Annotated in this window: 10 protein-coding genes and 3 pseudogenes; 5 read left to right on the top strand and 8 right to left on the bottom strand. The window is 63.1% G+C overall.

Features of this window, described 5'->3' with window-relative positions; all coding sequences use genetic code 11:
• Positions 1-217 precede the first annotated feature (217 nt).
• The 4 genes and pseudogenes from ADT71_RS05025 to ADT71_RS05040 all read right to left on the bottom strand — a co-directional run bounded on the left by ADT71_RS05025 (position 218) and on the right by ADT71_RS05040 (position 6,786).
• The gene (locus tag ADT71_RS05025) at positions 218-943 is read right to left on the bottom strand and encodes a TetR/AcrR family transcriptional regulator (RefSeq protein ID WP_157704848.1); all 726 of its coding nucleotides are present in this window, start codon (positions 941-943) and stop codon (positions 218-220) included.
• Between the two features lie 31 nt (positions 944-974).
• A complete protein-coding gene (locus ADT71_RS05030) occupies positions 975-2,444 on the bottom strand; it encodes an efflux transporter outer membrane subunit (protein ID WP_017183071.1) in 1,470 nt (489 codons plus the stop codon).
• Between the two features lie 2 nt (positions 2,445-2,446).
• Positions 2,447-5,628, bottom strand: a pseudogene (locus tag ADT71_RS05035) (efflux RND transporter permease subunit).
• Positions 5,629-5,634: 6 nt separating this feature from the next.
• Entirely contained in the window at positions 5,635-6,786 is a 1,152-nt protein-coding gene (locus tag ADT71_RS05040) for an efflux RND transporter periplasmic adaptor subunit (protein WP_026002373.1), read from the bottom strand.
• Positions 6,787-6,953: 167 nt separating this feature from the next.
• Between ADT71_RS05040 and ADT71_RS05045 the strand changes: the two genes are divergently transcribed.
• Both ADT71_RS05045 and ADT71_RS05050 read left to right on the top strand, forming a co-directional pair.
• The gene (locus ADT71_RS05045; protein WP_007684564.1) at positions 6,954-7,502 is read left to right on the top strand and encodes a TetR/AcrR family transcriptional regulator; all 549 of its coding nucleotides are present in this window, start codon (positions 6,954-6,956) and stop codon (positions 7,500-7,502) included.
• Positions 7,503-7,654: 152 nt separating this feature from the next.
• Positions 7,655-7,918 carry a hypothetical protein gene (locus ADT71_RS05050; protein WP_007684562.1) on the top strand — a complete coding sequence of 88 codons (264 nt, stop codon included), beginning with the start codon at positions 7,655-7,657 and terminating at the stop codon, positions 7,916-7,918.
• A gap of 37 nt (positions 7,919-7,955) precedes the next feature.
• On the opposite strand, the pseudogene ADT71_RS05055 reads toward ADT71_RS05050, so the two are convergent.
• The 3 genes and pseudogenes from ADT71_RS05055 to ADT71_RS05065 form a co-directional block, all read right to left on the bottom strand.
• Positions 7,956-8,178: pseudogene (locus tag ADT71_RS05055) on the bottom strand (histidine phosphatase family protein); the annotation flags it as partial.
• A 104-nt stretch (positions 8,179-8,282) separates the two neighbouring features.
• Complete coding sequence (locus ADT71_RS05060; protein ID WP_021246202.1) at positions 8,283-8,603, bottom strand: type II toxin-antitoxin system YafQ family toxin; 321 nt, start codon at positions 8,601-8,603, stop codon at positions 8,283-8,285.
• A complete protein-coding gene (locus tag ADT71_RS05065; RefSeq protein WP_007684554.1) occupies positions 8,572-8,853 on the bottom strand; it encodes a type II toxin-antitoxin system RelB/DinJ family antitoxin in 282 nt (93 codons plus the stop codon). The genes ADT71_RS05060 and ADT71_RS05065 overlap by 32 nt, the downstream gene beginning before the upstream one ends.
• A gap of 416 nt (positions 8,854-9,269) precedes the next feature.
• Here ADT71_RS05065 and ADT71_RS05070 point away from each other — a divergent pair, with 416 nt between their 5' ends.
• The 3 genes from ADT71_RS05070 to ADT71_RS05080 all read left to right on the top strand — a co-directional run bounded on the left by ADT71_RS05070 (position 9,270) and on the right by ADT71_RS05080 (position 10,911).
• The gene (locus ADT71_RS05070) at positions 9,270-9,914 is read left to right on the top strand and encodes a transcription elongation protein SprT (RefSeq protein ID WP_017183075.1); all 645 of its coding nucleotides are present in this window, start codon (positions 9,270-9,272) and stop codon (positions 9,912-9,914) included.
• Positions 9,915-9,983: 69 nt separating this feature from the next.
• Complete coding sequence (locus ADT71_RS05075) at positions 9,984-10,619, top strand: AAA family ATPase (RefSeq protein WP_017183076.1); 636 nt, start codon at positions 9,984-9,986, stop codon at positions 10,617-10,619.
• A gap of 25 nt (positions 10,620-10,644) precedes the next feature.
• Positions 10,645-10,911, top strand: coding sequence for a hypothetical protein (locus ADT71_RS05080; RefSeq protein WP_017183077.1), 267 nt, complete (start codon positions 10,645-10,647; stop codon positions 10,909-10,911).
• Positions 10,912-10,963: 52 nt separating this feature from the next.
• Here ADT71_RS05080 and ADT71_RS05085 read toward each other — a convergent pair.
• Positions 10,964-11,874 (bottom strand): annotated as a pseudogene (locus ADT71_RS05085) (replication initiation protein).
• Between the last annotated feature and the right edge of the window lie 817 nt (positions 11,875-12,691).

Genomic DNA, 12,691 nt, shown 5'->3' on the forward strand with positions numbered 1-12,691 from the left:
CAAAACTGCCAAAGTAGTGCTAGGCGATGTTGACCCTTCTCAAAAAGAGGCCGACGTCACGCCGGCTAGAGTTGGGAGAGGATGCCTAAAAGGCATAAGAATGCTGCACCTGCGAAAACGGTTTTACAAGTGCAAATTTGCGGGAGCCATCCTGACGATGGTTTCCAGAACCATCGCAGACAACGAGTGCGATCGTCGATCGCCATGCGAGTCCATTTCAAACTGAGGGAGCTGTCTTGGAGGGGCTGAAAAGGCCCGTTTTTGCGCGGGAGCAGTTCGGTTCCCCCGAGAGGTTCGTTAGTGTCGCAAGGTGTCGGGTGATCCATCTCCCACGCTCTTGCGCAAGCTGATCATCGGCCGTGCCGGTAAGGAAGGCCATTTGCGTGTCGGCGACGACGATCGCAAAAAACATCTCGGCGAGAAAATCCTGTGCTTCCCCGGTGACACAGCGCAGATGCGGTCGGACGATCCGACGCGCCGCTTCCTTGACCCGCGATACGACCATTTGATAGATGTTGCCTATCTGGGGGTACTTTTGCCGCTCGGCGATGACCATACGCAATAGGCCGATTGCATCTTCGCTTTGGGCCAGATCGAGAAGCTTTTGCGTCGCCTCCTCGAGTGCCATGTCATCGGCACCCATCGCAAATGCATCGTCGAGGGTTTTCGAGAAGCGATCGGCTTCCTCTCTGACGATGGTTTCGAACAGTTCGAGCTTGCTGCCGAAGTAGATATAGAGAGTGCCTCGGGAGCCACCGATGCGCTCTATGATGTCGTCGATGGTGGTAGCGGCAAAGCCCTTCTCGTGGAAGAGGCCTCGGGCGGCATCGATCAGCCGGCTTCGACGAAATGTCCGATCCTTGGATCTGGGGGCGGCTTTGGGAAGTTCGCGCCGATGGCGACGTGTGTTGATTTCACTCGTCGATACTTGCTGTTCCTTCACCGGACTGCACTCCCAGTTGGTCAGCTGCGCGTCAAGGCGCACCGCTCGTGTCGATCTCTCCGTTCCTTGCCTCCCCATGCAGAGGCTCGTCCGCCAGTCCGCCGCCGAGTGAGCGGTATAGTTCCACCAGGTTGCTCGCCTGGGTCAGCCGGGTGGTGACCAGCGCCTGCTCGGCGCCATAGGCGGTGCGCTGGGCGTCGAGGGTGACGAGGAACGAATCCACCCCCGAACGGAACCGCGCGTCGGACAGCCTGGCGGCGACGCCGGCTGCCTCGGCGCGGGTGGTCTGGGCGCGGATCTGGTCGCCGATGCGGCCGCGCTGGGCAAGCGCGTCGGAGACTTCGCGAAAGGCGGTCTGCACGGCTTTTTCGTAAGTCGCGACGGCCACCTTCTGCGAAGCCCTGGCATATTCGAGATTGCCCGAACGGCGGCCGAAGTCGAACAGCGGCAGCGAGGCGCCGGGCGAGCCGGTGTAGGTATAGCTGCCGTCCTTGAACAGGCCCGACAGCGCGGTGCTCAGGGTGCCGAGCGTGCCCGTCAAAGAGATCGTGGGGAAGAACGCCGCGCGCGCCGCGCCGATGTTGGCGTTCTCGGCGATGAGCAGGTGCTCGGCCTGCAGCACGTCCGGACGGCGCAGAAGCACTTCGGACGATACGTCGCCGGGCAGCGCGTCGCGCGTCGTCGGCTCCTTGCCGAAGGCGTTGGGCAGCTGTTCGGCCGGGACCGTGGTGCCGACCAGCAGGTTGAGCGCGTTCTGGTCGCGCGCCACGCTCGTCTCCAGCGCGGCGATGTCGTTGACCGCGCCCTGGTAGCTGGTCTCGGCCTGGCGCACTTCCAGTTCCGAGCCGACGCCGACGCGGAATTGCTCGCGCGTCAGGCGCAGGGTTTCCTCGAAAGCCTTCGCCGTCTCGCGTGAGAGGCGCAGCTGCTCGGAGTCCGAGGCCATCGTCAGCCAGGCATTGGCGATCTCGGCGATGAGACTGATGCGCGCGGAACGCTGCGCCTCCTCGCTGGCGAAGTACTGCTCCTGCGCGGCGCGCGACAAGTTGCGCACGCGGCCGAACAGGTCCAGCTCGAAAGCCGAAAGGCCCACGGTCGCCTGGTAGACCTCGATGTCGGAACTACTCGAGCCGGCGCCGCCGCCCATGCTCGCGAGGTTATTGGTGTACGTCGCGGTGCCGGTGGCGTTGACGGTGGGCAGCCGGTCGGCGCGCTGGACGCGGTACTGCGCGCGCGCTTGCTGGACGTTGGCGGCGGCGATGCGCAAGTCGCGGTTGTTGGCGATGCCCGTCTCGATGACCTGCCGCAGGCGGTCGTCGAGGAAGAAGTCCCGCCAGCCGATGCGCGAGACGTCCTGCGCATCGGTGGGTGCGGCCGGGTAGACGCCGCCCTGGGGTAGCGCCACCGGCACCGCGCCGGCCGGCCGCTCGTACTTCGGGGCGAGGTTGCACCCGGCCAGCAGCGTGGTTCCGGCAAGCAGGATGAGGATCGACTTTTTCATGTTCAGCTTTCCTGCGGCTGCACGCGGCCAGCGTGAGGCTCTTCTGCGTCGGGATCGTGCGGCTTGCTGTCGGTCTGTCCGTGCTTGAACAGGCGGGCGACGATCACGAAGAACATCGGCACGAAGAAGATTGCGAAGATCGTGGCAGAGAGCATGCCGCCCACCACCGCGCGGCCGATCGCGTTCTGGCCGCCCGCGCCCGCGCCGGTCGAGACCGCCAGTGGCAGCACGCCGAACACGAAGGCGAGCGAGGTCATCAGGATCGGGCGGAGACGCAGCCGGGCCGCCTCCATCGCCGCGTCGAAGGCGTTCATCCCCGACTGTACCCGCTCCTCGGCGAATTCGACGATCAGGATCGCGTTCTTGGCCGAGACGCCGATCGTGGTGATCAGGCCGACTTGCAGGTAGATGTCGTTGTTGAGGCCCGTCAGCATCGCGGCGAGGACCGCGCCGATCACGCCGAGCGGCACGACCAGCATGACCGCGATCGGCACCGACCAGCTCTCATAGAGCGCCGCGAGGCACAGAAAGACGATGACCAGCGACAGGGCATAGACCATCGGTGCCTGGCCGCCGCTCAGGCGTTCCTCGTAAGACAGGCCGGTCCATTCCAGGCCAGTGCCCGGCGGCAGCTTGCCGTGCATCTCGGTGATGGCGTTCATCGCGTCGCCAGTGCTCAGGCCTTGGCCCGGCGCACCCTGCAGCTGCATGGCGGGCTTGCCGTTGTAGCGGCTCAGGATGACGGGCGCGGTCTTCCACGACAGGGTGGAGAAGGCCCTGAACGGCGCCATCTCGCCGCTCGTGCCGCGCACGTAGAGATTCTCGATGCCTTCGGGTGAGGAGCGATAGGCCTCGTCTGCCTGGATGTACACGCGCTTGGTGCGGCCGCGGTCGAGGAAATCGTTGACGTAGGCGCTGCCCCAGGCGCTGGAAATCTCGCTGTTGATCGCGCCCAGGTCGAGGCCGAGGGCGCCGGCCTTGTCCTGATCGATGTCCACCGCGAGCTGCGGAGCGTCGTCGAGAGTGACCGGGCGGACCTGCGCGACGCGCTTGTCGCCCGCCGCCATGCCCAGGAGCTGGTTGCGCGCGCCGAGCAGCTTTTCGTGCCCCATGTTGGTGTTGTCCACCAGCCACAAGTCGAAGCCGGTCGCATTGCCGAGTTCCTGCACTGCGGGCGGCATGAGGGCGAAGATCGTGGCGTCGCGATACTTGGAGAACACGCCCATTGCGCGACCCACGAGGCCTGGGCCTTGTTCTCGGAGCTGCTGCGGTCCTTCCAGTCCTTGAGCTTGATGAAGGCCAGGCCGGCGTTCTGGCCCTGGCCGTTGAAGGAGAAGCCGCTGACCGTGAAGACCGAATCGACGGCTGCCTTCTCGTCTTTGAGGAAGTGGTCGCGCACCACGTCCAACGCCTTTTGCGTGCGCGGCAAGGTGCCGCCCGGAGGAGCCTGGACCAACGCGAACATTGTACCCTGGTCTTCCTCGGGGAGGAAGCCGCCGGGCAGACGCATGAAGATCAGACCCATGGCCGCCACGATCATCAGATAGACGAAGCCCGAGCGCTTCCAACTGTTGGCGGTGCGACGCACGCCGCCCTCGTACTTGCGGGTACCACGATCGAACTTGTCGTTGAACCAGCGGAAGAAGCGGGCGAGCGGGCCGTTCCCTTCGCTCTTGCCGGGATCGTGGGGCTTGAGGATCGTGGCGCACAGCGCCGGGGTGAGGATCAGCGCGACCAGTACCGAAAGCGCCATCGACGAGACGATGGTGATCGAGAACTGGCGATAGATGACGCCGGTCGATCCGCCGAAGAAGGCCATCGGCAGGAACACGGCCGACAGCACCATGCCGATACCGATCAGCGCGCCGCTGATCTCGTCCATCGATTTTCGCGCCGCTTCCTTTGGCGACAGATGTTCTTCCTGGATCAGGCGTTCGACATTTTCGACGACCACGATCGCGTCATCGACGAGCAAGCCGATCGCCAGGACCATGCCGAACAGGGTCAGCGTGTTGATCGAGTACCCCAGCATCGACATCATGCCGAAGGTGCCGAGCAGCACGACCGGGACCGCGATGGTGGGAATGATCGTGGCGCGCCAGTTCTGCAGGAACAGGAACATGACGAGGAACACGAGCACGACCGCCTCGACCAGCGTGTGGATCACCTGCTCGACCGAAAGGCGGACGAACGGGGTCGTGTCGTAAGGGAAGGCGACCTTGACGTCCGAGGGCAAGCCCGTGGCGATTTTCTGCACTTCGGCTTTCACCGCGTCCACGGTGTCAAGCGCGTTGGCGCCTGATGCCAGCTTCACGCCGAAGCCCGATGCGGGCTTGCCGTTATACTGCGTATCGAAGCCGTAGATTTCGGCGCCGAGTTCCACCCGAGCCACGTCGCGCAGGCGCACGACGGCCCCGCCTTCGGTGGTGCGCAGGCGGATGTTGCCGAACTGCTCAGGCGTCTGCAGGCGCGACTGGACCGAGACGGTTGCGTTGAGCTGCTGTTCCTTGGACGCCGGCAACTGACCGATCTGACCGGCTGAAACCTGCGCGTTCTGCGCGGAGACGGCAGTGCTGACGTCGGCGATGGTGAGATTGTAGCTGCGCAGCTTGAGCGGATCGACCCAGATACGCATCGAGTACTGGGTGCCGAATATCTGTAGTTCGCCCACGCCGTTGATGCGACTGACCGGATCCTGGATCTGGCTGACGATGTAGTCCGAAAGGTCGTTGGCGGTGTGAGTGCCGTCCTCGGAATAGATCGCGGTGATGAGCAGGAAGCTGGCCGCCGACTTGGCGACGGTCACGCCCTGGCGCTGGACTTCCTGCGGGAGCAGGGCGGTCGCGGCCTGGAGCTTGTTCTGGACCTGGACCTGGGCGATGTCGGGATCGGTGCCCTGCTCGAAGGTAAGGGTGATCGTCACGCGCCCGGCAGACGAGGACTGCGCCGAGAAGTAGCGCAGGTTGTCGATGCCCTTGAGCTGCTGCTCGATGATCTGCGTGGTCGTGCGTTCGAGCGTCTCGGCGTCGGCGCCCGGATAAGTGGCGCTGATGGTGACGGTCGGTGGCGCGATCTCGGGGAACTGCGAGATCGGCAGGCTGCGGATGGCAATCGCGCCGGCCATCATCAGGACGATGGCGATGACCCATGCGAAGATGGGCCTGTCGATGAAATAGCGGGACATGGTCGGTTACTGCCCCCGCTGCGCAGGTCGCTGACCGGATTGGTCACTTCCCTGCTGGGCCGGCACCGCCTTGACTGCGATGCCGGGCCGCAACATTTGCGCACCATCCACGATTATCTTCTCCCCCGGCTTCAGCCCGCTGGTGACGAGCCAGCTGGTTCCGATCGTGCGCGGCGCGGTGATCTTGCGCATCTCCACCTTGTTTTCCGGACCGACGATGAGGACGGTAGGATTGCCCTTCTCGTCACGCGACACGGCGACCTGGGGCACGAGCAAACCGTTGCTCTTCGTGCCATCGACCAATTCGGCCCGTACGTACATTCCCGGAAGAAGCAGACCGCGCGGATTAGGGAACTGAGCGCGGATGATCTGGCTGCCAGTTGTGGGATCGACGGTGACGTCAGTGAACTTGAGCACGCCCTTTTCCGGATAAGTGCTGCCGTCCTCCAGCTTGAGCTTCACCTGCGCCGCGCCACTACCGCGCGATATGTCACCGGAAAGCAATTGCTGGCGCAGGCGCAGCACATCGGCGCTCGACTGCTGGATGTCCACGAAGATCGGATCCAACCGCTGGATCGTGGTGAGCGGGTCGGTTTGCGAAGCGGAGACGAGCGCGCCGATGGTGTATGTCGAGCGACCGATGCGGCCGGAGATCGGTGCGCGGATCGTGGTGCGCGCCAGGTCGATTTGCGCCGAGCGCAGCATCGCCTGCTGCGCTGACACGTCAGCCTCGGCCTGCTGCGCGCTGGTGACTGCGTTCTCCGCCTCCTGGCGCGAGATCGCGTTTATCTTGACCAGATCATTGTAGCGGCGGGCCAGAGCGGCTGTGGATGCGATTGAGGATCTGGCCCGCACGAGTGCGGCGCGCGCGTTCGCGACCTGTGCCTCGTAGGGAGCGGGATCGATCTGGTAAAGTGCCTGTCCCGCGCGCACCTGATCGCCTTCGGTGAACAGACGCTTGAGAATCAGGCCGTTGACCTGCGGGCGCACGTCGGAAGCTTCGAAAGCGCTGGTTCTCCCCGGAAGCTCGCTGCTGAGCGTCACGGTCTGCTCGCGGACGGTAACCACCCCCACCTCCGGCGGGCCGGCGACCCCCTGCTGCCCTCCTCCACCGCATGCAGTAATAAGTAGCGCGATGAATGGAGTGCATTTTTTCATAGAGCTTGCCCGTTGACCAAGTTATCACGAGAGCGAATAATCACTCACGATCAGCGGCTCTTTATTGCGCCGCAGCATCGAATGCAAGCTAGGGAGGTATGGTGGCAAAAAACAATTCGGTCGCAAGAGTGCGGGGACCCCGCTCTGCGGCGCGGCGGCAGCATATATTGGCCACGACCCGCGATCTCTTCGTCAAACGCGGATTCCATCAGACCGGGATGGCCCAAATCGCCAGTTCATCCGGCATCGCGGTGGGGCAGATCTATCGGGACTTTGCCAACAAGGAGGCGATCATTGCCGCCATCTGCGAAGCCGACCTTGCTGAATGGCTCGAGGAAGAGACGCTGGAGACGGCGGTCGCGGTGGGGGATCGCGAAGGTATCCTCGCCTGGATCGAGCGAATCGCCATCGATGAGCCATCGCATGAAAATCGCCGCATGATGTGCGAATTCGTGGCCACAGTGGGGTGTAACCCGATCATCGCCGAGATCAATCGCAAGGCGGATGTCCGGCTGCGCACCAGCCTGGGAGCGGCGCTGGCCTCTTTGGCGCCGGGCGCATCTCCACAGGACAGATCAACGGTGGTGGACTTCATCATCACCATGTCCTGGGGAATGGTAGCGGGGGCCGAGCTGTTTCCTTACCGAGACCACAAAATCTTGCGCCACTACATGGCGTCGCTGTTCCGCCGGGAACTCGCCGCAATGTGCAATTGAGGACCTGCTCAGTGCGCGCGGACCAAGGCTGGCGCAGCTCGATTGGCATTTTGGTGAGCTGAAGGTCCCCGGGCACTGGACAATTGTTCAGCATCATATCATCTTCTCATTACAGGCCGAGGAATACGGTCGCTCCAGAGGATACCGGAAAGATGATGAACAACGATAATGTGGCCCCCGGCGACAAGGCAATGATCCTGTTGCAAAGCCTGATCTGCTATTTGCGAGAAAAGAACGTCCTGTCGCGCGCCGACATCGAGGAACTGCGAAATCGCGTGGAGGCCCGGATGGCTACACCGGACAGCGGTCTGTCCTGCGCCACCGCGCTGGTCGCCGCCGCCGTGAACGAGATGCGGGAACTGGATGACTATTGCGGCAAGAAGTATGGTGGCAAGCACCGGCGTCAGGTGAACTGAGGCGTCCATCGCTGCATCGCAGGATTGTTTTAAAGCTCTCTCCTATGGGCCACGTCTCGACCCGCACGGCGGGGAAACGCGATCAGCAGCGCGGCGCTCTGCCGGGTGCGGGTATAGGTGACGTGATACTGCGGGGTCGGCTTCGGGCAAGCTCGCGGTAACCTGGCGCGTCTGTTCGTGGCCTCGATCGTCGCCAGATCGTGACAGGGCATGCCGGCATTGCCGGTGCTTTCGCCGTGGCGGATGAATATGGCCTTCATGGCTTCCCCTTCATTGCTGGCGAGCGCTATCCAAGCGATATACAAAAGATAGCCAAACAGTAGCGCTTCGCTTGCTTTTCTTGTGTTCGCCAGGAAGCGGCAGGCTATTCGAACAGTTCCGAATGCGTGCCGGCGCGCACGAAGTTCACCAGATTTCCCTCGATCGTGTAGATGAGCAGGAAGTCGCCGCCGATATGGCACTCGCGATGATCGCTCCAATCGCCTTTGAGGGCGTGGTCCAGCCATTCCGGGCCAAGCGGCGCGTCGTTGGCGATGAGGAGCATCATCGCTTCCTTGAGCTGCTTCATGTTGTAGCGCCCGCTGCGCGACAACCGCTCCCAATCCTTCGCGAACCGCTTTTCATAAGACGCCTCTCGGGGGAGCGAGGCGCGCTTACTGCTGGCGGGCTTCTTGGTCGAGGGCATCAAAGACTTCCTGAGGATCGGTGAAACGGGCGCGGCGGGCCTTCATCGTGGCGCGAGAGGCTTCGATGGCTGCCCGTGTTTCGGCGTTCGGCACTTTCAGCTCGAACGGCAAGGCATGATCCTTCGCGACCCGGGTGAGCGTCATGCGGACCACATCGGATACGGTCAGCCCCAGTTCGGCCAGGACGGCGGCGGCTTCATCCTTCAATGTTTCGTCGATGCGCGCACGCACGAAAGCGGTAGCGGCCATAAGAACCTCCTGTGATCCGTGTTCGATGTAGCTCAACTGAGCTACAATTACAACCATTGTGCGCCTGCCGCTTGCGCGGCACCGTGGCTCTAGTCGCTGCGCTCCCCAAGCCCGCACGCGGTCTTGGCCATTCGGTGACGATCCACATGGCGGGCGAGATCGCGTGCGCGGATCTCGGGGACAAGGTGCCGGCGCTGGCCGGCATGTCGTTTGTTCAGTGGGGAGAGGACGTTCCGCCCCCCCTCTCCCCAGCAACGGGAATAGACGGGCCGTGGCTCGCTCGGCTGGGCCTCGCTGCGCCCGCTCCACCCCGTCGATTCCCGCTGCCCCCCTCTCTCGCCGGCGTTCTTGGGCGTCCGTGTTCCGGCCGATGGCATGGCCATCGCCGGACAGGCGATCTGAAGGGAATAGAGACGATGACCCACGACAACCGGGAAAGCTGGCTCAATCGGGTGGCGGCGGGCATGGCCCCGCTCTTTGAGGCGCTGGAAGCTCCCCTGCCCGACCGGGTGCGCGTGGCGATCGGCTTCACCAGCGCGGGAGCCAAGGGCAAGGCGATCGGCGAGTGCTGGGATAACCGGCTGAGCGCGGACGGCCATTTTGAAATCTTCATCCGTCCGGACCTTGCCCATGCGCCCGACGCCATGCCGGCACAGATCGCGGCCATCCTCGCGCATGAACTGGTCCATGCCGCTGTCGGCATCCCGGCAGGGCATGGGAAGGCGTTTAAACGGGTCGCGCTTGGGCTGGGGTTGGTCGGGCCGATGCGTGCCACCACGCCCGGCGATGCCTTCCTTGCCGCCATCGTGCCGATCCTCGATGTTGCTGGCCCCCTCCCCCATGCCCGTCTCGATACGGACGGCGAGTCCACCGCGCCGAAGAAGCAGAAACCCCGGATGCTCAAATGCGAGTGCGTGACGTGCGGCTATACCGTCAGGACCGCGCGCAAATGGCTGGAAGAGGCTGGAGCGCCGCTTTGCCCGATCGAGGACCATGGGGCCATGCGGCACGATCCGCTTGACGAGGATGACGATCCAGCGCCGGAGAGTGAGCGGCCTTAGAAATGTATATCACTGTGATGGACAGATCATGCTGGTTCGATTAACGATAGCAGGCAGAGTGAGGGCACTATGATATTGGTAGTCGGGAACACAAAGGGCGGCGTTGGCAAGACCACGCTCGCGGTCAACCTCGCGGTGGCCCGCGCGCTTGCCGGCCGCGACCTGTTGCTGGTGGACGGCGACGAGCAGGGAACCGCCCTCACCTTCACCCAGCTTCGCACCGAAGGTCTTGGCGAAGCCGGTTATACCGCCGTCGCCCTTACCGGCGCTGCGCTGCGCAGCCAGGTCCGCCAGCTCGCGCCCAAATATGACGATATTATCATCGACGTGGGTGGGCGCGACACCGGCTCGCTGCGCGCCGCGCTCACCGTGGCCGACACGTTGCTGGTGCCGGTGCAGCCACGCAGCTTCGATGTATGGGCGCTCGATCAGGTCGCGACGCTGGTGGCCGAGGCGCGCGAGATCAACGAGGGGCTGCGCGCCGTTGCGATCCTCAATGGCGCGGACCCGCAGGGCGGCGACAATGAGGCGGCATTGCAGATGATCGGCGACATCGAGGGGATCGAGGTGCTGCCCACATCGATCGTGCGCCGCAAGGCGTTCCCGAACGCGGCGGCCGAGGGCAGGGGGGTGCTGGAGCAATCCCCGCGCGACGCCAAGGCAGTCGATGAGCTGACCGCGCTGATAGGTGCGGTGTTTGTATAGCATGATGATAGCGGAGTGAAGTGCGATGGCTATCGCTCGTAAACCGAACAGCAATCCGAAGCCGCCCATTGATGACGATGCGGCGGACGCCTTCATTGCCGGGGCCGCGAAGCCGGCGACGCCGCCGATCGCAGCGGCGGACGAGGATGGGCCGCGCAAGGCGCCGGTCATGCTGCGCTTCGACCGCGCCTTGCTGGCGAAGGTCGATAGCGCCGCGAAGCGGCGCGGCATCAGCCGCAGCGCATGGATTCAGTTCACCGTCAGCCGTGCGCTCGACGCCGGCGAAGGGTGAAGCGCAGCGGATCGTAGCACGGCGCGCCAAAGGTGAGTTTTGGGGTAGGGGCTCACCGTTCGGCGGCGGGCAGGTTGAAATCCACCAGTACCGGCATTTCGGGGATGCCGCCACGCATCTTCGCCCGTCGCACGATACTGTGCTGATCGATCAGGTTTTGCGCGTCGCGGCGGCCGCTCGATGTTTTGGACATCCACAGCATCGCGACCTTTTCGACCTTGCGGCCCTTCTTGATCGGCGTGAAATCGACATAGAAGGGGCAGAGCTTGTTGATTTCCTCCTGGGCGACCTTGAGGCAATATTTGTTGAGATCGGCGAAGCGTTCGAGCTTGCCTTCGGGCACGTTGAGCAGCCCGCGCAGCTCCGCGATCGTGAATTCTTCGCTTTGCTTGTATTCGAGGCCGATCCGGCGCTCGATCATCTCATAGAGGCACAGCGCGTATTTCGACTCGAAACAATACATCACTGCGTCTTGAGGCGTGCATAGACCTCGCTGTTGCGCAGTATCTCGATCAGCTCCTCGGGGATACGATAGTGCAGGAAGCCGTCTTTTTCGAGGCTTTCGTCGCTGGGGCCGAGGAGCTGGACGCGGCGCTTGTAGCTCTTGCCGGCCTTGCGGATGGTGACGATCGCGATGGTGCCCATCAGGCGCAGCAGCGAGCTTTCGATGCGCTCATTGCCCTGGTGCGTGCCCTTGAGCGCCGTCTTGGCGATGCGATGGATGACCGGCTCGCCGATGCGCTCCCAAGCGTTGGCGATCAACAGATTGTAGATTCGGCGATCGGCGAGGGTGAGGGGGGTCAACTCGACAATATCGACCAGTTCGCCGGGTTTGACGATTTCCCCATAATTGGCCGGATCGAACGGATTTCCGCGCCCTTTTTGCGCGAGGGTGCGGGCCGGGGTATCGACCAGGGCAAGCTGTGCCTTCACGCCGTTCAAAGGTGAGGTTGCGTGGGACATGCACTCACCTTAGCAGCAATGGTGAGCCAGGCAATTCCTAAAACTCGCCGTTCGCTGAACGGTGAGGAGATACCCCAAAACTCACCGTCGATCAGGCGGCTACCCGAAAGCTCACCGGACTCGACCCCAACACTCACTTTTACCGGCCCCAAAACTCACCAAAGGCCACCCCAAAACTCACGCGACTCGACCCCAACACTCACTTTTCACGGGCACTTTCTTAGGTTTTCTGCGGGTTTGCAGACCCCTGAATCTTGAATCTAAGAAGAATTATTGAATCAGAAGGCGAACGGTGAGTTTTGGGGTAGCCTTGCCTGTGGGTAACTTGGCGCTCAACGCACCCACAGCTCCGGAAAAGAAGAAAAGCGCCGCCTCTTGGGGCTTCGCCCCGCCGGCTCGCGGCCTACGGCCGCCCCGGATCGCTAAAGCGATCCTCGCACCCGGCATCCCCATGATGAGCCGGCTTCGCCGACACGCTATTTGTTTTTTGATTGATGACTGTTCAAACGCTGCTCCCTTCGCCCAATCATAGCGCCCAACGGAAACGTCGCAGATTGGCTTTCCAGAAAAGCCAGGCGGATAGGAGGCGATCCAATCGAGAGGACAGGGGAGGCCGAAACGTCGCTATAGGGACGATTTCCGGGCCGCTCAGCCTTGTTACGGACTTCTGGGAGGGGTTTGAAGGGTCAAGCTCCAAGCAGGCCCAGTCGGCCCGAAGCTGCGATTTTGGTCATCTTGGAGAACACGTCGGGAACGGGCTGGTTGTTGTTGACGATCGCCCATGCGAGGAACGACGTTCCGCTCCGATAAGGGAGCG

The sequence above is a fragment of the Novosphingobium sp. ST904 genome (assembly GCF_001298105.1).
Classification (GTDB): Bacteria; Pseudomonadota; Alphaproteobacteria; order Sphingomonadales; family Sphingomonadaceae; genus Novosphingobium.